The following is an 18,354-nucleotide window of genomic DNA, read 5'->3' on the forward strand; positions in this document are numbered from 1 at the left end:
AACCCATCGGATGCGGGCTTTACGGCTTCCAATGGGCTCTTTTTGTATTCGTACGAGAAACATCAGTTATACGTTCCGATTGGCATCGGGATAAAATCTATGGTGGATGTGTTGGTACTCATCAGTATGACCGGTGATTTTGGCAAGGATTTTCAGTTCGGTGAGCAAGAAGGTTTTATCCAGTTCATAGATCACGGATTCTTCTATATGATCGATGGTGTTGGCGGCGAAGTCCCACAGGCATTGATGCCGTTCGCGCGGAAGGGTTTCTGAAAGACGTGAAAGAGCCTTGACGATATCAGTGATGATCAGGTGGTTGCCCCTGGCATAATGCCTGACGTATCCGAATCCGCGATACAGGTAATAATCAAAGTCTTCAATCTCGAGAATGACCCTAACATCCTCATCATCGTCAATTAAATAAGGAGAGAATGACAGATGATGATTGATGGTGAGCATCAGATCCGTAATCTGGTGAATGGTATTGGATGCTGTTTTTGGATCATCATTGCCTAGAGATTTAATGGCCACCTCTGCCAGTTTATGCATTCCCATTTGAAGATCCTGAATTTCCGTTTCTTTATGTCCGATTTCAATTAGAGCTAGATATTTTTCCATATCGACTTTTTTTTCATCCGCACCGTAAAGGCAGATAATGTCGTTGCCGCAGAGGACGAAATCGCCGATCTTGAAGTGCAGACGTACGATGATCCCATCCTCCCGAGCTTTCTCAATCATGGAATGAAAGTCGATAATCTGTACGTAGCCAGAAGCCTTTGCTTTGACATTCAGGCACTTGCTTTCATCCAGATCGAACTGGGGATGATCATCCTTTGTCCGGTGGCATTCCAGATCTTTTTTCAGTGTTTGATTGATCATGACTTCGGATACCTTCTTCATGTTGTAGGTGATATTATGGACCTGCATCCACGTAGAGGCGTGGTTGATGAAGAAGATGAAGGTGATGGCCGCAATGAAGGCAACGATGACGGTCAAGACGGGTGCGGCGGTGAACATTTCTTTCTTTGAACTTCCGATGAAGAGGAAGATGAATAGTACAAAGACAAAGCTCCCATTGAAGATGCCGAGAGCATGCTGAGTCTTTTTATCGGAAATGAAATTCAGCAGCATGCGGGGCGAGAACTGTCCACTGAATGTCGTAAGGACGACGAGAAGGGAGTTCAAGGTAAAGGCGCTCAGAGTGAGGACCCCGCCGATCAGGGTGCTGACAAGCGTCCTTGTGACCGATGCATTCATGCTGAAGAGCTTTGGTACATAATGAGACAGCTCTACTTTCAGATCTAGGAACAAGGTGCATGCCACAAGCAGCAGGGACAGGCAGATGTAAAGGAAGGGCATGAACCAGATGGTGAGCTGGATTTCGTGAGCCCGCTGTCTTTTGGACATGAGCAGGTACTTTTGGACGTCATTTGGCAGGAATTTCTTAAACATGGTGTAACCCGATCCTTTCTGAATGGTGTTGAGTAGTCATTTGTTTCCCTCCATGTGCGGGTTAAAACGTATTTTGAGGTATTTTAAATAAATCTTTTTTAGCCCTGTTTTTAAGGGGTCGAAAAGAGTCTAATTATCAGAAAAGATAAAAAACCTATTGACGTAAAGCCCTGATCCCCTATATAATCCTACTCATACTTATTGACTGAACAAACCAGAAAAACACACACTCTTATCTAGAGCGGCGGAGGGAATAGGCCCGATGAAGCCCGGCAACCTGCAATCATGAAAGGTGCCAATTCCTACAGATCGATGGTGATCTGGAAGATAAGGGGAGGAGCCTGCCTGATAAGCCCTCTTCTTAACCATAAGAAGGGGACTTTTTTGTTTCCCCTGCCATCTTTCAACCAAGTCATTCAACCCTTTAGGAGGAAGAAACATGTCAGAATTGCACGTAGCACTACTCGGATTCGGAACCGTCGGTCAGGGAGTATACGAAGCCCTGGACACACATCGCGAAAGGATCAAGGATATCACGGGAAAAGAGGTGCGGATCCGTGCCATCTTGATCAAAGACCCATTAAAGGAAAGAGAGATTGATCCAAGCATCAAGGTCACGACGGACTTTGACGAAATCCTGGAAGATGAGGGCATCGATGTCTTGTTTGAAGCGATTGTCGGGGAAGAACCTGGTTACACCTATCTCACCAAGGCCATCGAACGGGGGATCCATGTTGTAACGGCCAATAAGGCGATGTTTGCCTCGAAGGGTGAGGACCTTTTGACACGTGCGCGTGAACGGGCAGTCGCAGTCGGATTTGAAGCGACTACGGCAGGAGGACTTCCCATTATCGGTGCCATCAGGCAACTTCTGAATGTGAATGAAATCACACATATTCAAGGCATATTGAATGGGACCTCCAATTTCATCCTTTCCCAGATGAGGAAAGAAGGCTTGTCCTTCGAGCGGGCCCTTTCTATTGCTCAGGAAAAAGGATACGCAGAAGCAGATCCCACCAGTGATGTTGGAGGACAGGATGCCTTCTATAAGCTCATGATCCTCAGTCGAGCAGCCTTCCATTGTCAGCCCGACTGGGAAGCGGTCCCGAAAAAAGGGATCACGGATCTAACCAGCGATTGGTTGCAGGCCGCTGAATCCTTCTCCCTCCGGTTCAAGCATGTCGGGTCAATTCAAAGGGACAGGGAAAGCATAAGCGGGGTAGTGGAACCCGTATTGGTGAAGGAATCCCATCCTTTTTATGGAGTGGAGAATGTTGAAAACGTTGTGTCTGTAAAAGGGAGCCTGGTGGGAAGGGTCACTCTTTCAGGACCGGGAGCGGGTAAATTACCTACAGGAAGTGCGATGGTGGAGGATTTTCTCTCACTGATCGAAGGAAGATACGCATCTTCCGAGACGCGTGCCAGAATAGGAGTCGAATCCCTTTCCGGCCGTGATGGTGAATGGGTGGTGAGGACTCCGGATGAGGCATTGCCGGAATGGGTCGACCGCTTTGATCTGTTGGACCGCATCACACTGAGTGGCCACCTGTATCTCTTCATCAGAGGTAGTGAAGAAGAGTTGAACGCAGTGCAGCAAGCAGATGAGAGGCTGCAGCCCTATCCTGTCTTGAAGGAACTTCCCCTCGAGTCCAGACTGAAAAGGGAAGCATCGGTACGTTAACTATTTACGAAAGAAGGGGACATGGTGGAGATCATCGTACAGAAATTCGGAGGCACCTCAGTGGGATCGGTGGAAAGAATCAAACGGATGGCCCAGCATGTCATCCGTGAGAAGCAAAAGGGGAAAGAAGTGGCCGTCGTCGTGTCCGCTATGGGTGACACGACCGACCATTTGACGAAGCTCGCGGGGGAAATCACGGCCCATCCACCGAAACGGGAAATGGACCTCCTGTTATCCACTGGTGAACAAATCACCATTGCCCTGTTGACCCTGTCGATTCAAGAGGCGGGATTCAAAGCCGTCTCCCTTACTGGGCGACAAGCGGGCATCAGAACAGATGGCGTCCATGGGAAGGCCAGGATAAAAGGGATCGACCCATCCCGGGTGCAGGATGAGCTCCGTAAAGGAATCATCCCTGTGGTGGCGGGATTCCAGGGATTCACAGATGCCTGTGAAATCACGACCCTTGGAAGGGGAGGTTCCGATACGACGGCGACGGCCCTTGCTGCAGCCCTTGGTGCGGAGCGCTGTGATATCTATACGGACGTAGATGGGATCTATACGACCGATCCCCGGGTTGTCCCTGCTGCGACGAGAATCCCACATCTTACCTACCGTGAGGTTCTCTGTCTCGCTGATTCCGGGGCAGCTGTCATCCATCCCAGGGCCGTCTTTCATTCAAAAAAGAGCAGGATTCCATTCCGTATCCTTCCAGGCTTGATCAAAGGCGAGGGAACACTCGTGGATGACCACATTCATATCACTGATCGGGGCCCTGTCGGAGTTGCGTTCAAAGATGAGGTCGCCTCCATCAGTATGAAGGATGCCGCTTACGGGTTGGAATCCCTTCTCAAGGAATCCCTCGAAGTCATCCACGTGAAACCCGATTTGCACTGGAAGGGGCAGGATCTGACCCTGACGGTGGATGCGTCTGACCGCAGCGACGTCGAGCATCTGTTGCGCGATCTTGGCCAGGAATTCTCGAAGAAGGTGGAGCAGGCAAAAGTGACCATCGTGAAATCACCAGGTTCAGACATTCTGAGGTTCGGGGTGAGGTCCGCTCTTGGTGATTCCGGAATCGATGTATCTTCCATCCATGAAGATCCGGAAAAGGTAACGGCCCTTATCGGGTCGGAGGATATTTACAGAGCTGCTGACGTGCTCCACACGTTTGCCGGTCTCGATGCTTCCGGGGCCAAAAGGGTCGTGAGGTGATCAAGGGGTGATCATGACAGGTGTTCCCACCGGGATGATTCCTGCCAGCTCCTCCACGTCCTTATTCTGCATCCGGATGCATCCAGCCGATACCGCTTTTCCAATCGAGCTTGGATCGTTGGTTCCATGGATGCCATAACCTTGCTTCGACAAGCTCATCCACATCGTCCCATATGGACCACCTGGATTGGGAGATTTGTTGATCACGATGAACTCACCGATCGGGGTTTCATGGAGCATCCTTCCTACTGCTATGGGATATTGCTTCACCAGTGTTCCATTTTTATAAAGGCGGAGCCACCGTTTATTCACTGAAACCTCGATCCTGTACGGGATGGTATGGGTATTCGGGATGCCAGGAATGACAATGGGCTGCCCTGGATAAATCGCTCCCGGGCTCACACCGGGATTGGCATCGATGATGGTCTTAAGGGGCTTACGGAAATCGGTGGCAATCTGATACAGCGTTTCTCCTGTCTTGACAATATGGATCAACGAAATACACCTCCATGCCTTTTTATCAACCATCATATGTCTGGATGGGTGGGCATGTGAAAAATCCCGTCCTTCAAAACGAAGGACGGGATTTTTTGATCAATGCTTAGTTTGATTGGAAGGGGCATAGCTTTGAAGCATGAGGGCCATGTCCTGAGCCTGCAGCTGAGGAACCTGATAGTACCCATGTTTATTCTGATAAAGGAAGGTTTCGTAGCTCATCTCGATGAAGTTCGGCACGCTGTCTGCCACCACTCTTCTCAGGACGGGATTGGTCATTTCAAGGGCCGTCATGGCAAGAAGGGAGGCGAGTGACTTGGTCTGACCGAGCATGTAAGCGGATAAGCCATTGTCCGATAGGTCCTGTACAGACGCATTCGGCTTTTTGGGCGCTCCTGCTTTGATGCCATAAACGGTTTGATGCTCCTGCGTCATCTCGTAAACCTGTGTCGGAACCTGAGGCTTGCTGCCTGTTGAGAAGCTTTCGACAATGGTATTATATAGCGTTGTCACAAATGAGGACTGGCGATGAAGGATGTCCTTCAGGGCCGGATCCTGAATATGGGGCTCATACATTTGATACTGATCAAGCATGGAGATGATTCCTGCAATCACTTCGTGGGCATCAAATAGTTCATGCCCGCCATGATTCGGCGGTGCCTGCATGTGTTGCTGGTTGAAAGGCTGTTGGTCCATTGTGTATCCCTCCTGGAAACTGTCATTCGCCATTTAGTATGTACACTGCGCAGGATTACATGCAAAGCAGAAGGTCCCCACTACAATATCCACGACTATTTCAAGACAAGCCTGAATACAATGGAAGAAAGACGTGGTAAAGGTGGGCATTCATGAGTATTTTCTTCAGTTATATCTTCCTGGGATTATCTTTGTCTGCACCGATGGGGCCAATCAATGCGGCTCAGTTGGACAAGGGGATACGCTATGGGTTTTGGCATTCATGGCTCGTAGGCGTCGGAGGCATGGGAGCCGACGCCATCTTCATGCTTGCCATTTACTTTGGGCTCGCACCGTTCATCGACACGCCGATCATCCAATTGATCCTGTGGATGTCGGGTGCGTTCATCCTGATCTTCACGGGTATTGAAAGTATTGCGAAATCCCATGAACTGATGCAACCGCAACAGGGGGCTGAAGGAGAGTCCAAGAGAAAATCGCTATGGACAGGTTTTATCATGGCACTATCCAATCCCCTCAGCATCATTTTTTGGCTTGGGATTTACGGCTCGATCCTGGCTCAAACGACTTCCTCCTACGGAACAGGTCATGTCCTCCTATATAGCCTGGGGATTTTTATCGGAATCACGATTTGGGATATCACCATGGCCTTCATTGCCACGGGCGCCAAGAAATATGTCCGTCCGGGTGCATTGCGTCTCATCTCGATACTCTCTGGAGTGGTCATGTTCGGCTTCGGCATTTACTTTGCCATCCGTGCAGCGGATGTATTGTTCTCCTAGACAGACACCCAGTTCATGACCGTTACATATCATGTGGTGTATTTCCGAGGGGGGACACCAATGATTCTGAATCGTGAATGGATCGAAGGAAACAGGGACGCGATGAAAGAATGGGAGCAAGAGGCATACGACTATTTCAAGGGTATGATGGAAAATCGTGATCAGCCATACCCTTGCGTTCCAGGAGTTCAAGGCTTTCAAAAAGATATGGTAAGGTACGGCTTCGCTTCAGGCGAACCGGAAGCCGCAGGTGGAAAACTTGCTTCTATGCTGTCAGAATATACACGCATGTCGAGGTCAGCCGGCACATTTACCTCCTTGGTCGTATTCTTTGAATGGAAGGAAGGAACAGTCGATGGATTCAGGGATCGATTCTGGGCGCTGCTGAATCAGCTTCACGCAGATGACCCCGTACCATGGCCTGAAGGCATTTCTAAAGATCCCTCCCATCATTCATGGGAATTCTGTCATCACGGAGAGTCGTACTTTGCATTCTGTGCGACCCCTGCTCATCAAAAGCGGAAGAGCCGGCACTTCCCTTACTTCATGATGGCCTTTCAGCCGCGATGGGTGTTCGAAGAAATCAATTCAGGAACACCCATTGGTCAGAAAATGAAAAAAATCATCAGATATCGCCTTGAGAAGTACGATGAGGTAGAGGTTCATCCTAGTTTGAAGTGGTACGGTCAGGAAGATAATTTTGAATGGCAACAATACTATCTGGGAGATGATGATGCCTCCATTAGTAAATGTCCATTTTTGAATAGCTTGAAAGCCGCTAAGAGATGAGGGTTCCTTGTCTCTTTTTTTGTATGCTCGGATGATGCAAGGGGGATTCTAATGAGCATATGAAATGATGGAGGCAAAGACATGGATAAGATACAGCCGAGATGTGAAAATGAATTTGGTGAATTGAAGACCGTACTGGTATGTTCCCCTTCCACCCTGGACGTTCCCGATCAAAAAACAGCCGATTACGTGCAGTGGGAAAAACCTGTTGATCACGAGATCGCGTTGGAAAACTTCCAGGCGATGAAGGCAGCGATGGAGTCGGAAGGTGTCAAGGTCATTGATTATGCGGACTATCTGAAGGAGGATGATGCTGCGCTGAGCCGTCAACTCATCAACAGGATCTTTGTGAGGGATCTTGCTTGTGTGTTTCGTGACCGTCTGATCCCCGGAGATGCCGGGACATCAATGAGGGCACCAGAGTATGCGCATTCCCACCGTCTCTTCAGTGAATGGTTCGAACCTGATATTTTCCGGATTGAGGATAACAATGAACTGAAGGCACTGGAGTACGGGGATCTTATGCTGTTAAATAAAGACGCAATCCTCGTCAATACGGGTCTAAGGACAAGTATCGAAAGCATCGAAGCCGTGCAGGGGAAGATGTTTGCCGCAGGCTATAGTGAAATCGCCATCATCGATCTCCCGAGGAGAGGCGATACCCTTCATCTGGATATGAATCTCAATGCGGTGGGTGAAGGCGTGATCCTGGCTAAAGGATATATGCGTTTCCTGCCTGTACAGGTCGTCCATGAGGGGGGATCACATTATTATATGCTTGGGGATTTCCTGAGGCGGCATGGTTATGACATCCTTTGGACCGACGACGTGTCCCATACGGTAGCGGATATCAATTTCCTGAATCTGAATCCGGAAACCTTGCTTGTCTCCACGAAAATGAACAGGCACATCCTGAAGGAACACCCGAAACGGAAGCAATTACGCATCATCGAAGTGGACGTGAATGAATTGGAAAAAGGGGGCGGAGGGATCCGCTGTATGACCTTGCCATTCATACGCGCCTAGTTTCAACAGCATTCAACCCGTTTCCCGGGAAATAGTGTTGAATGCTGTCATGTATTCGAGCCTGGAATCAGGTCTGTTTCTCCATGAAGTCATACGTCGTCCAGCAGCGGTTCATGTTGACGCCCTTTTCCTCTGCATAATCATCTCCCCATCTGCACATTTCAAAGAGGGTTTTCTGAAGCTTTTTGCCGAGGGTAGTCGTGGCATATTCCACTCTGGGAGGGACTTCCTGGAATACAGTGCGGGACACAAGACCATGGGCCTCCAGTTCCCGTAATTGCTGGGTGAGCATCTTCTGGGTGATGTCCGGGATGGAGCGCCTCAACTCATTAAAGCGTTTGTCCCCTTCGTTCAGATTCCATAAAATCAATACTTTCCACTTTCCTCCGATCAACTCAATGACCATATCAATGGCACAGTGGTAGTCTTGCTGAAGTTCTTTCATGGTGTTTCTCCTCCCTGTATGGTTTCCATTCGGTAACTGGGGCACAGAATAGTGCCTACTTGCGGTATAGTTAGACAGTATATATTCTATACCTAGAAGTTATCAGTTCATAGTATGAAAATAAAGGAGGAAATATAGATGAAAGCACTGCTGTTAAAAGGGAAGAATCAATGGGAAGAGATGAAGGTTGAGGAAGTGGATCGTCCTTCACCCGGAAAAGGAGAAGTCCTGGTTGAAATTCATGCGGCAGGATTGAATCCGGTTGATTATAAAACAGGTACCAATGGAAATGCCGCTTGGAGCTATCCTCATATCCTCGGTCTTGACGGGGCGGGGGTTGTGGTTGAACTTGGGGAAGGCGTTGACCATCCAAAAGTAGGAGACCGCGTCCTTTATCACGGAGATTGGACCAAGAAAGGATCATTTGCTGAATTCAGTACGGTAAAAGCTCACTCGGTATCTATCATTCCGGATTCGGTTTCATTCGAAGAAGCAGCCGCATTGCCTACTGCCGGATACACAGCTTACCAGGCCATTCATCGGAAATTGCCACTGGATCACATCCAGACGATCCTGATTCACGGAGGAGCAGGCGGCGTCGGTGGATTCGGCGTCCAGCTTGCGAAGCTTCAAGGAAAGACGATCATCTCCACGGCGTCTGAGCACAACCATGAATATGTGAAATCCCTTGGAGCGGATTACGTCGTCGACTACAAAAAGGAAGATGTCGTGAAGAAGGTGAGGGAACTGACCGATGGACGTGGAGTTGACGCAGTAGTGGACTCCGTCAGCAGGCAAAGTGCCACGGAATCATTGGACATGCTTGCCTATATGGGGCATATCGCTTACATCGCCGGGGCCCCCGACCTTTCTGGTGTATCACCATTCTCCATCGTGCCGTCTGTCCATGAAATTGCCCTGCAGGCGGGTCATCATGCAGGAGATCGTCACGCCGAAAAAGATTTCGCGGTCATCGGCGATGCCCTGCTTGACCTTGTGGCAAGCGGTAAGATCGATCCCATGCTAGGAGAAACGGTGGGCTTGGAAGAAGTACCAGTCGCTCTCAAACGTCTTTCCGAACGACATGTGAAAGGGAAAATCGTGGCAGTGATCAAGTAAGATACAGACAGGAAGTTTGACCCGGCCCCCGAGGCGCGGGTCTTTTTTTAATTGTACGGGATCTGGGCAAAGAAAAAGAATCCTGCCGAAGTGCAAGCAGAATTCTTTCTTCGTTAGGCAAATCCAATCTGTTTTAAATAATCCATGCTTTTCCTCACGCTTTCGATGGGGCTCGTCTTCGAGGCATCCTGTTCAACGATCCACCACTGGATGTTAGCGCTTTCCTCTAGGGCGAAGACAGGCTTCAGGTCAACACCACCAGTTCCCAGTTCCGCGAAGAAGCGTTCCCCATCAGTGGTCATATCCTTTAAGTGAACAAGGGGAGGATGGTAGCGTTCGATCCACTTGGCCGGATTTTCCCCGGCATATGTCAGCCAGTATAGATCGAGCTCCGCCTTTACGCTCGTTTCTTCCAATATAGAAGAAAGGGCAGGGCGTCCATTATATTCTGTCAGCACTTCGAAATCGTGATGGTGATAGCAAAGGGTGAGGCCGGCTTCGTGACAGCGTTTGCCAATGGCATTCAAGTCTGAGATCAAAAGCGCATAGTCACGCTCTTCTTCAGTCAGATATGGGCATACAATGAATTTCACACCGAGCTCCAATTGCTCCTCCAAGACCTTCTTCAGATCATTCCGCAGATCTGCGAGGGGCACATGGCTGGAAATGACCTGCAGTCCACAGGATTGAAGTGCCTCCTTAACCTCCAGGATATCCAGCCCGCCGTGACCTGCAAGCTCGACTCCGTCGAACCCCATCTCAGCCACTTTTCTCAATGTACCTTTGAAATCCTTGTCCACTTCCTCCCTCAGCGTATACAGCTGCAGTGCAACAGGTATTTTCCTCAAGGTTCCGTCTCCTCCTTCAGTCCGTCCTGTCCCTCATATTCTGATTGATGAGTTGAAGGACTTCCTTATAAACTTCTAACTTCTCTTCAGGAATCCCTTTTAAAATCTGATATTCAAATACATCCTCAATGAAGGGAGTTAGTTCCTGCTTGACGTTCTTCCCTTTATCCGTGATGTGGATCAAGAAGGAGCGGCGATCGTCGATATTCTTTTTCTTCGTAATCAGATTTTTGCGTTCAAGGATATCGAGGATTCTTGTGACGGTAGGCTGGTCCTTGTCGGCAAGCTCAGCCAATGCTTTCTGGCTGATCCCATCGTTGGCTGCCAGGCGCTTCAGTACGGTCCACTGCTCCGGCGTAAGATCAAATTCCTTCAAATGGACGGTAAGATACCGGATGACGTTCCGGATCGTGTGACTCGTATTCAAACCGATGGATTCATCAAAAGTCGTGTTCATTTTTCATCACCTGCTAATAGTAGATTCTTGCCTCTATCATAACGTAAATGTGGATGAGGAAGGGTAATTTTATCATAGACGCAAGTAGTTGTCATGGCAACTATGTTTACAAATTCACAAATCCGCGTTATAATTAGCATGACATTAATTAAGTTAGTAAATTAAATAAAAGTTAGGAGAAATGTTATGAATAAGCCAATCTGGACGCGGCCATTCATCATGACCGTCATTAATAACTTCTTTATGTTCCTCGTCTTTTACTCGTTGTTGACCATACTGCCGGTATATGTGCTGGATGATCTTCAAGGAAATGAAGGACAGGCAGGACTTGTGACAACGATTTTCTTGATTGCAGCTATCATCGTCCGTTTATTTGCAGGTAAGATCCTTGAGGTGTTCGGTAAGAGAAAAGTACTTCTCGCCGGCATTTTTTTATTTTGTATCTTTACCTTCGTTTATCCGTTCGTCAACAGCTTCTTCCTGTTGATGGTATTGCGTTTTGTACACGGGATCTTTTTCGCCCTGTGTTCCACCGTCCTCATGACGCTTGCTGCAGATATGGTACCTGCAGAGCGTAAAGGGGAAGGGCTTGGCTATTTCGCCATGTCCATGAACCTTGCTGTCGTTGTAGGACCATTCCTATCATTGGCTCTGCTTCAGATCCTTCCGTTTAAAATGATTTTCCTTGGTCTGGCTGTCGTATTGCTGATCGGCTTTGCCTGCTCGTTCGGAATCGAAGTGGTAGAAGAGGAGAAAACGAAGGTATCGCCGAAAGGACGTATGACCCTTGAAGACATCTTTGAATTCAAGGCATTGCCGATTGCATTCGTAGGATTCTTGACGTCCCTTGCATACTCCGGGATCATGTCGTTCATCTCGGTGTACGCGAAAGCCCTTGGTTTGTTCGAATCAGTCAGCTTGTTCTTTGTTGTATTTGCAGCGGTCATGCTGCTATCAAGACCGTTCACGGGCCGCCTGTTCGACCGCTCAGGTCCAAGTGCCGTCATCTATCCGTCCCTTGTGATTTTTGCCATCGGGTTGTTCATGCTCAGCGTGACGCATACAACAGGACTGCTGTTGGTTTCCGCAGGATTGATTGGTCTTGGGTATGGGGCACTGCTCCCAAGTTATCAGACCATGGCCATCCAGAAAGCACCGAAAGAACGGACCGGGCATGCCACGTCTACATTCTTTATCATGTATGACCTTGGAATTGCCATTGGTTCATTTGCTCTCGGAATTGTTTCATCCCATCTGGGATACTCATCCCTTTACGTGGTTTGCGGAAGCATCATCATCATCACAATCGCTGCCTACGCATGGGTCTCAAAGAAACGCCGTGGCCGTCAGTTGGAAACATCTGAAGCTTCATAAAAACAAGAAAGACTGGAGCCCCACAGAGGAGTCTCCAGTCTTTTTTTATACGTTGATTTCTTGAGTCTTCTCCTCTTGCAGTGCCTTGAATCTCACGTAGAAGATCGTGGTCATGATCAGTGAGAATCCGCCGAACAGGACGGTCATGACAGGCAACCCGACAAGATCGAGAAGCAGTCCTGTCATGAGAAGGACAACCTGGAAGGCCATCCGGTCGAGCATGTTCCGGAACGAGAAGAACCTCCCGTGATAGTCTTTCGGCATCCTCGTCTGGAAGATGGTGGCCGCAGTCGGGAAGAAGCAGCCGACGGCAAAACCGAAGATGATGAACGACAGCACCGAAAGTATCGGGTTCCCGGCAAAGTACAGAACCAGTTGGGCAATCCCGATGATGAATGAGAAGGTGAACAGGATTCTGTAAGGGGAAATCTTTTCTCCGATTCGCTTCACGGCGAAGGCACCTATCATGAACGAGATGCCCTCAGCCGTATAGATCCATCCCTTGATGGCGGTACTGTCCTGGATTTCACTGATGTTGATGACCATCAGGTTGAATCCCCCTATGAACAGGAGGGGGATGAGGGTCATGATCAGCGTCATGGAGACGATGGGAAGATTCTTCAGCACCGGGAAGACTTCTTTGAATCCACCTGATTTCCCTTTTGCCACCGTCGATGCCCCTTCTTCCTGGAATGAAAGGAACCAGGTGAGGCCGAATAGGATGGCATACGCCAAAAGGGAAAGGATATAAAGCATGTAGAGTGGCATGATGACCAGGAGCACGCCTCCAAGTGCCGTCCCGAGAATCCTTGATAGAGTGGACACATTCATGTGGACCCCGTTCATCTGCAGGAGCTCTTTTCCCTTTACGACCATGGGGATCGCTGCCTGAAGCGCAGGGAAATAGAATGCAGCAGAGAGCTGGATCACCATGAGGAAAACGACCATCCATAGGACGGACCCGGTGTGGATGGCGATCAGCATGAACACCACGCTCACCACCCGGATGAAACCTGCAGCCAGCATGACCGTTTTTTTCTTCATCCTGTCAATCAGCTTCCCAGCATAGGGGCCGACGGCGAGACCGGCAAGCAATCCCGAAGCAAGAATCAGGGATTTCATGAAATCCGACGGTACTTTTTCCTGCATGAACTCGAGGTTCCCGATGATCCCAAGCCACAGCCCGAGTCCTGCGATGAACTCACCGCTCAGCAGGATCCATACGTTTTTGTTTTTCCACATACGCAACCTCCTTCCGTTATTTCGCTCCTCTAAATATACACTGGAAGGGCTATGTTTGGAACAAGTCTTTTCAATTTATGTAACTGTATGACAAACAATGAAGATGGGACAAAACTAAAAAAGGCCCCTTTAATGCCGAACACGATCAGTATAGGATCTTACTACCGCTCATGATCTCCGTGCAAGACTTCGCTTTCCGCGGGTAGCCCGTGAGCCTCCTCGGCACGCCTGCGGGGTCTCACATCAGCTACTCTTCCCGCTGGAGTCTTCGTCTTGCACTCCGATCAACCGCTGGAAACAATGAAATTTTAATTTTCATTAAACGAATTTAAAACCCGAATCATTTGCTTTATCGTAGGCAAATGATTCGGGTTTTACTATGACTAAAACATATTTGTCTCAGCCTCTTTTTATAGGTGGATCCAATCCTGGGACCATTCCTCGATCCCCTTTATCAAAGGTTCAAGGGAATACCCCTTATCCGTGAGGGAGTATTCGATCCTTACGGGTGTCTCGGGGTAAACGGTGCGTTTGATGATTCCTTCTTCCTCAAGGTCCTTCAATCTTTCTGAGAGCAGCCGTCCGCTGATCCCGATAGCATCTTTGATGGCACTGTTCCGCTGAGGACCGTTCAATAGCTGATAGATGATCAAGGTCGTCCATCTCTGACTGAGGATACCGATCGCTTTCTCGAATCGAGGACAAATTTCTGATTGTTTCACAGCCTTGCGCCTCCTTCTATATGCCTAGTATACCACATTTGAAGTTTTTTAGTAATTTATTTACTTGACATAACTTAGTTATTTAAGTAAAGTAAGTTACATAAAGTAACCTTATGGTTTATTACAACAAGGAGGAACAGATCTTTATGCACTCAATCGCTTCATTCATTTTACGTATCGTTCTTGGATTTACATTTTTTGTCCACGGGCTGGATAAATTTCAGGGAGGGCTCTCCAATACTGCGGACTTCTTCTCGAGTATGGGAATCCCGGGATTCATGGCCTATATCGTAGCAGTCATCGAGCTAGTGGGAGGCGTGGCCATGATCCTCGGGCTTGGAACAAGAATCATCGCCGTCCTATTTACCTTGGTTATGCTCGGTGCCATCGTGACGGTTAAATTTTCTGCCGGTTTTGTGGGAGGCTATGAATTGGATGTGGCCCTGCTGGCCATGTCGGTTTACTTCATTTTATCAAGTCAATCTGCTTTTGCATTAGATAATCGCTGGAAGAAAGCATAGAGGAGGAACAGCGCAATGGGATTTCATGAATCTCCGAATACGTATGTTGGGAATGTGACAATCAAGGTGACAGATCTGGAGCGCTCGCTCTCGTTTTACAAAGAGGTCATCGGTTTTGATGTTTTGGAACACGGCGGCCATAAGGTGGTCCTGACCGCTGATGGGAAGGTGCCCCTTCTCACGATCATCCAGCCGGAAGGAGTGCAGGCAAAACAGGGGAGAACGACAGGGCTCTATCATTTTGCCATCCTGTTGCCTTCACGGAAGGAACTGGGCAAGAGTCTCCATCATCTTCTCGCGTCCAACATCCAACTCGGATCAGGGGATCATGAAGTCAGCGAAGCCCTGTATCTTTCTGACCCGGACGGCAACGGAATCGAAATCTATCGCGACCGCCCATCATCCGATTGGGTATGGAACGGCGATCAGGTCAGGATGGGTACCGAGCCTGTGGATGCACGAGCCGTCCTTGCTGAATCAAATGACGAGCCGTGGACGGGTCTTCCTGCCGAAACGGTCATGGGACATATCCATCTCCATGTAGACGACCTGAAGGCAGCCGAGGCGTTCTACCATGACGGACTCGGATTCGATGTCGTCACCCGCTACGGGGGCCAGGCGATCTTCATGTCGACAGGGCGCTATCACCATCATATCGGACTGAACACGTGGAACGGGACAGGGGCGCCGCGTCCGGCAGAGAACCAGGTTGGCCTGGATGCCTATACGCTCATATATCCATCTCAGTCCGCGCTCGATGAAGCGGCAGCGAACCTCCGGGCAATCGGAGCGAAGGCAGACGTGTCCGAAGATGGGTTCCTGACCGAAGACCCGGCAGGTAATAAAATCAAGTTGATCACCATCTAAGAAGAAGGGTCTCCCGCACTGTACGGGACCCCTTTTTTTGGTTGAACTGATATGAGCAATTCCGTGTTAAACCACTCATGAAAGTGGGATAATGATACAACAAGAAAGGGGCGTGACTCATGAAATTAAGCGTATTGGATCAAACGGTCCGGACCGTAGGAGAAGAGGCGGGGGAGGCGTTCAAACAGACAGGGGAGCTTGCGCGGCTGGCAGAAGAATGGGGCTATACAAGGTTCTGGGTCGCAGAGCATCATAATACAAACGGCATGGCGGGGACTGCTCCACAGGTGCTTATCTCACATCTTGCGTCCATTACAGAGAGGATCCGGATCGGTTCTGGAGGCGTCCTCCTGCCTCAATACAGTCCGTTGAAGATCGCGGAAGATTTCAAGGTCCTCGAGACGCTTTTTCCCGGCAGGATCGACCTTGGAATCGGTCAATCACCGGGTGGGTCGTATGAGACCAGGATCGCCCTTACGGATGGAGTGAAAAAGAGCATGAACGAATTCCCTCATCAAGTAGAGAATCTTCAGTCCTACTTGTGGAACCTGGAAGAATCCAAGGTCCGAGCATACCCCATGACAGAAGGACGTGTGCTTCCGTGGATCCTCGGCATCACCCACAGGGGAGCAAGGCTTGCGGCGGAGCTCGGGACAGCGTTCACCTTCGGTCATTTCATCTCACCGGCCAACGGGAAGAGGGCGATGGATCTTTATCATGAACAGTTCCGGCCATCAGCAGGACTTCAGGATCCAAAGAGCAACGTGTGCATTTTCGTCGTCTGTGCCCCGACACAGGAAGAAGCCGAGCGCCTTGCCATGACACAGGATCATTGGCTGCTTGAAGTTGAAAGGGGCATCGACACCCGCATTCCTACGCATGCATCTGCGGAAAGCAGGATTCTACGACCTTCGGAAATAGAGAAGGTCAAAGAAAACCGAAAGCGGATGCTCATCGGAGCTCCCCAGAAGGTGAAAGAAGAGCTGGATATGCTCAGTGAAGTATACAGGACGGACGAGTTCATGATCATCACGAACATAGCCGACTTTGAGGCGAAGAAAAGGTCGTATGAACTTTTGGCCGATGCCATCTTATAAATAAAGCATAAGGATCAGGTCCTTATGCTTTCCACCAGTGGGGTGTGCCCCTCTCTCCTTTTTCGACTACCAGTCGCTCCCCGATCTTGGGGGTTAGGAGGGGGATATTCAATTGCTGGGCAGAGGCAGATACACGTTCGATTGGATCAGTCCAGGAATGGAATGAAAGGACGAATGCTCCCCAGTGGACGGGAAGCATGAAATCACCACCCACATCAAGGTGGGCCTGAGCGGTCTCTTCCGGCATCATGTGGACGTCTTTCCAGCGGGTATCATATTGGCCGCACTCCATGATGGTCAGATCGAACGGTCCGTAGTGCTCTCCGATTTTCTTGAAATGAGACCCATAACCGCCATCCCCCGAATAAAACACTTTCTTTGATTTCCCCATAATGCACCAGGAACCCCAAAGCGTAGCGTTGCGATCATTCACGCTCCGTCCTGAAAAATGCCTCGACGGCGTAAAGGCAAGCTTCAGCCCCTTCCAATCCAGTTCATCCCACCAATCTGCTTCCATTATTCTCCCGGCCTCGACTCCCCAACGTTCCAAATGACTTCCGACCCCGATCGGAACAAAGAATTGAGGGATGTGGTCTTTCAATCGTTTGATGGTGCCATAATCCAGATGATCGTAATGATCGTGTGTAAAAAGGATGGCATCGATGGGCAGAAGATCTTCGGTGGAGAATGGAAGGTCTTTGCTGAACCGGTTTCCGGCAAGCCATGGAAATGGAGTGGGAGCTTTTCCAAACATGGGGTCCAGGAGAAGCCGTTTTCCCTCCAGTTCCAGGAGAGTGGCTGAATGACCGAACCACGTGATGGCTGTCTCGTGTATATGGGTTCCCGGCTTGATTTGGACCATGGGAATGGCCTCTGTAGGCTTCCGCTCCGTGTCTTTTTTTATGAAGTCTTTGAGCATTCCGATGCTGGAGGAGAAGCCGGTGCTCATATTGATTTCTTCTTTATTATAAAATGATCCATCCTTGAATGCTGTGGAAGATTCCACGCGTGTCCTGGAAGGCTTTCTCCCCAGTGGTGGGTAGAAGCGCAGGATGGCGATGGTGGAGATGAGCAGGATGAGGACGATGGTGATGATGGCAGTCATGGCGTCGTTCCTTTCGAGAGTGATCTAGATAGGAAAAGTATAGCTTGATTAGTGTTATTCTGTCCAAGATGGGGGATAGTCAAAAGTGGTGTTGGTTATTTTGTACTAAGAACTGTGAGTGGAGTCTGTATGTAATAGTAATAGTAGGAAGACGTTCCATTTCGCTGCGTAGGCTGCTTTTCGGCGGGGAGACATTTGAGCCGCTTCGGCTTACGCCTCCAGGGTCTCAATTTTGCCTCTGATCCACGCAGGAGTCAGCCGCCTCCGCTTCATTGCACTCTTTGATGGTGTAAGGGTCTCAAGTGCTTGGTTAAGTAGCCATACTAAATTCTCTCAATATCTACTTGATTTATTATTCCATTGGACAGGTATTTCTTAGTAAGCAGACCGTTCCATTTCGCTGCGGCGGCTGCTTTCCGGC

Annotated in this window: 19 protein-coding genes and 1 riboswitch; of the genes, 10 read left to right on the plus strand and 9 right to left on the minus strand. The window is 49.2% G+C overall.

What is annotated here, in order from left to right; genetic code table 11:
- Positions 1–66: 66 nt before the first annotated feature.
- On the minus strand, positions 67–1,452 hold the full coding sequence (locus ABJ225_RS14960; RefSeq protein WP_218246552.1) for a DUF2254 domain-containing protein: 1,386 nt from the start codon (positions 1,450–1,452) through the stop codon (positions 67–69).
- 229 nt (positions 1,453–1,681) lie between these two features.
- Positions 1,682–1,786: riboswitch (SAM riboswitch) on the plus strand.
- Between the two features lie 105 nt (positions 1,787–1,891).
- Here ABJ225_RS14960 and ABJ225_RS14965 point away from each other — a divergent pair.
- Together ABJ225_RS14965 and ABJ225_RS14970 are read left to right on the plus strand one after the other, a co-directional pair.
- The gene (locus tag ABJ225_RS14965) at positions 1,892–3,133 is read left to right on the plus strand and encodes a homoserine dehydrogenase (RefSeq protein WP_347320945.1); all 1,242 of its coding nucleotides are present in this window, start codon (positions 1,892–1,894) and stop codon (positions 3,131–3,133) included.
- A gap of 24 nt (positions 3,134–3,157) precedes the next feature.
- Positions 3,158–4,348, plus strand: coding sequence for an aspartate kinase (locus ABJ225_RS14970; protein ID WP_347320946.1), 1,191 nt, complete (start codon positions 3,158–3,160; stop codon positions 4,346–4,348).
- Here the strand turns inward: ABJ225_RS14970 and ABJ225_RS14975 are convergent, their stop codons facing one another.
- Positions 4,349–4,843 (minus strand): L,D-transpeptidase family protein, encoded by a 495-nt coding sequence (locus tag ABJ225_RS14975; protein ID WP_053429252.1) that lies wholly within the window; start codon positions 4,841–4,843, stop codon positions 4,349–4,351.
- A gap of 99 nt (positions 4,844–4,942) precedes the next feature.
- Positions 4,943–5,539: a spore coat protein gene (locus ABJ225_RS14980; protein ID WP_056540914.1), complete on the minus strand. Its 597-nt coding sequence runs from the start codon at positions 5,537–5,539 to the stop codon at positions 4,943–4,945.
- A gap of 152 nt (positions 5,540–5,691) precedes the next feature.
- Between ABJ225_RS14980 and ABJ225_RS14985 the strand changes: the two genes are divergently transcribed.
- From ABJ225_RS14985 to ABJ225_RS14995, 3 genes are all read left to right on the plus strand, one after another.
- Positions 5,692–6,321, plus strand: coding sequence for a LysE family transporter (locus ABJ225_RS14985; protein WP_079515621.1), 630 nt, complete (start codon positions 5,692–5,694; stop codon positions 6,319–6,321).
- Positions 6,322–6,381: 60 nt separating this feature from the next.
- Positions 6,382–7,110, plus strand: a complete 729-nt coding sequence (locus ABJ225_RS14990) for a YqcI/YcgG family protein (RefSeq protein ID WP_347320947.1) — start codon at positions 6,382–6,384, stop codon at positions 7,108–7,110.
- Between the two features lie 81 nt (positions 7,111–7,191).
- A complete protein-coding gene (locus ABJ225_RS14995) occupies positions 7,192–8,136 on the plus strand; it encodes an arginine deiminase family protein (RefSeq protein WP_218246557.1) in 945 nt (314 codons plus the stop codon).
- A gap of 67 nt (positions 8,137–8,203) precedes the next feature.
- Here ABJ225_RS14995 and ABJ225_RS15000 read toward each other — a convergent pair whose 3' ends face one another.
- Entirely contained in the window at positions 8,204–8,581 is a 378-nt protein-coding gene (locus ABJ225_RS15000) for a winged helix-turn-helix transcriptional regulator (RefSeq protein WP_347320948.1), read from the minus strand.
- A gap of 138 nt (positions 8,582–8,719) precedes the next feature.
- Here ABJ225_RS15000 and ABJ225_RS15005 point away from each other — a divergent pair, with 138 nt between their 5' ends.
- Positions 8,720–9,700, plus strand: a complete 981-nt coding sequence (locus tag ABJ225_RS15005; RefSeq protein ID WP_347320949.1) for a zinc-binding dehydrogenase — start codon at positions 8,720–8,722, stop codon at positions 9,698–9,700.
- 113 nt (positions 9,701–9,813) lie between these two features.
- Here the strand turns inward: ABJ225_RS15005 and ABJ225_RS15010 are convergent, their stop codons facing one another.
- Together ABJ225_RS15010 and ABJ225_RS15015 are read right to left on the minus strand one after the other, a co-directional pair.
- The gene (locus tag ABJ225_RS15010) at positions 9,814–10,548 is read right to left on the minus strand and encodes a sugar phosphate isomerase/epimerase family protein (RefSeq protein WP_347320950.1); all 735 of its coding nucleotides are present in this window, start codon (positions 10,546–10,548) and stop codon (positions 9,814–9,816) included.
- Positions 10,549–10,564: 16 nt separating this feature from the next.
- Positions 10,565–11,005 carry a MarR family winged helix-turn-helix transcriptional regulator gene (locus tag ABJ225_RS15015; protein ID WP_347320951.1) on the minus strand — a complete coding sequence of 147 codons (441 nt, stop codon included), beginning with the start codon at positions 11,003–11,005 and terminating at the stop codon, positions 10,565–10,567.
- A 186-nt stretch (positions 11,006–11,191) separates the two neighbouring features.
- On the opposite strand from ABJ225_RS15015, the gene ABJ225_RS15020 reads away from it, so the two are divergent.
- Entirely contained in the window at positions 11,192–12,379 is a 1,188-nt protein-coding gene (locus ABJ225_RS15020; protein WP_218246562.1) for an MFS transporter, read from the plus strand.
- A gap of 45 nt (positions 12,380–12,424) precedes the next feature.
- Here ABJ225_RS15020 and ABJ225_RS15025 read toward each other — a convergent pair whose 3' ends face one another.
- Both ABJ225_RS15025 and ABJ225_RS15030 read right to left on the minus strand, forming a co-directional pair.
- On the minus strand, positions 12,425–13,621 hold the full coding sequence (locus ABJ225_RS15025) for an MFS transporter (RefSeq protein ID WP_347320952.1): 1,197 nt from the start codon (positions 13,619–13,621) through the stop codon (positions 12,425–12,427).
- 410 nt (positions 13,622–14,031) lie between these two features.
- On the minus strand, positions 14,032–14,343 hold the full coding sequence (locus tag ABJ225_RS15030; RefSeq protein WP_238282099.1) for a winged helix-turn-helix transcriptional regulator: 312 nt from the start codon (positions 14,341–14,343) through the stop codon (positions 14,032–14,034).
- A gap of 146 nt (positions 14,344–14,489) precedes the next feature.
- Between ABJ225_RS15030 and ABJ225_RS15035 the strand changes: the two genes are divergently transcribed.
- From ABJ225_RS15035 to ABJ225_RS15045, 3 genes are all read left to right on the plus strand, one after another.
- A complete protein-coding gene (locus ABJ225_RS15035) occupies positions 14,490–14,864 on the plus strand; it encodes a DoxX family protein (RefSeq protein WP_048013312.1) in 375 nt (124 codons plus the stop codon).
- A gap of 15 nt (positions 14,865–14,879) precedes the next feature.
- Positions 14,880–15,731, plus strand: a complete 852-nt coding sequence (locus ABJ225_RS15040) for a VOC family protein (RefSeq protein ID WP_048013311.1) — start codon at positions 14,880–14,882, stop codon at positions 15,729–15,731.
- A gap of 119 nt (positions 15,732–15,850) precedes the next feature.
- Positions 15,851–16,828, plus strand: a complete 978-nt coding sequence (locus ABJ225_RS15045; RefSeq protein WP_347320953.1) for an LLM class flavin-dependent oxidoreductase — start codon at positions 15,851–15,853, stop codon at positions 16,826–16,828.
- A gap of 22 nt (positions 16,829–16,850) precedes the next feature.
- On the opposite strand, the gene ABJ225_RS15050 is transcribed toward ABJ225_RS15045, so the two are convergent.
- The gene (locus ABJ225_RS15050; protein ID WP_347320954.1) at positions 16,851–17,933 is read right to left on the minus strand and encodes an MBL fold metallo-hydrolase; all 1,083 of its coding nucleotides are present in this window, start codon (positions 17,931–17,933) and stop codon (positions 16,851–16,853) included.
- Positions 17,934–18,354: the final 421 nt, after the last annotated feature.

This window comes from Rossellomorea sp. RS05 (assembly GCF_039822645.1).
GTDB classification, from domain to species: Bacteria; Bacillota; Bacilli; order Bacillales; family Bacillaceae_B; genus Rossellomorea; species Rossellomorea marisflavi_B.

Coding starts and splice junctions, on each gene's coding strand:
- ABJ225_RS14960 (WP_218246552.1), bottom strand. CDS start 1,452: ATGTTTAAGAAATTCCTGCCAAATGACGTCCAAAAGTACCTGCTCATG.
- ABJ225_RS14965 (WP_347320945.1), top strand. CDS start 1,892: ATGTCAGAATTGCACGTAGCACTACTCGGATTCGGAACCGTCGGTCAG.
- ABJ225_RS14980 (WP_056540914.1), bottom strand. CDS start 5,539: ATGGACCAACAGCCTTTCAACCAGCAACACATGCAGGCACCGCCGAAT.
- ABJ225_RS14985 (WP_079515621.1), top strand. CDS start 5,692: ATGAGTATTTTCTTCAGTTATATCTTCCTGGGATTATCTTTGTCTGCA.
- ABJ225_RS14990 (WP_347320947.1), top strand. CDS start 6,382: ATGATTCTGAATCGTGAATGGATCGAAGGAAACAGGGACGCGATGAAA.
- ABJ225_RS14995 (WP_218246557.1), top strand. CDS start 7,192: ATGGATAAGATACAGCCGAGATGTGAAAATGAATTTGGTGAATTGAAG.
- ABJ225_RS15000 (WP_347320948.1), bottom strand. CDS start 8,581: ATGAAAGAACTTCAGCAAGACTACCACTGTGCCATTGATATGGTCATT.
- ABJ225_RS15005 (WP_347320949.1), top strand. CDS start 8,720: ATGAAAGCACTGCTGTTAAAAGGGAAGAATCAATGGGAAGAGATGAAG.
- ABJ225_RS15015 (WP_347320951.1), bottom strand. CDS start 11,005: ATGAACACGACTTTTGATGAATCCATCGGTTTGAATACGAGTCACACG.
- ABJ225_RS15020 (WP_218246562.1), top strand. CDS start 11,192: ATGAATAAGCCAATCTGGACGCGGCCATTCATCATGACCGTCATTAAT.
- ABJ225_RS15025 (WP_347320952.1), bottom strand. CDS start 13,621: ATGTGGAAAAACAAAAACGTATGGATCCTGCTGAGCGGTGAGTTCATC.
- ABJ225_RS15035 (WP_048013312.1), top strand. CDS start 14,490: ATGCACTCAATCGCTTCATTCATTTTACGTATCGTTCTTGGATTTACA.
- ABJ225_RS15040 (WP_048013311.1), top strand. CDS start 14,880: ATGGGATTTCATGAATCTCCGAATACGTATGTTGGGAATGTGACAATC.
- ABJ225_RS15045 (WP_347320953.1), top strand. CDS start 15,851: ATGAAATTAAGCGTATTGGATCAAACGGTCCGGACCGTAGGAGAAGAG.
- ABJ225_RS15050 (WP_347320954.1), bottom strand. CDS start 17,933: ATGACTGCCATCATCACCATCGTCCTCATCCTGCTCATCTCCACCATC.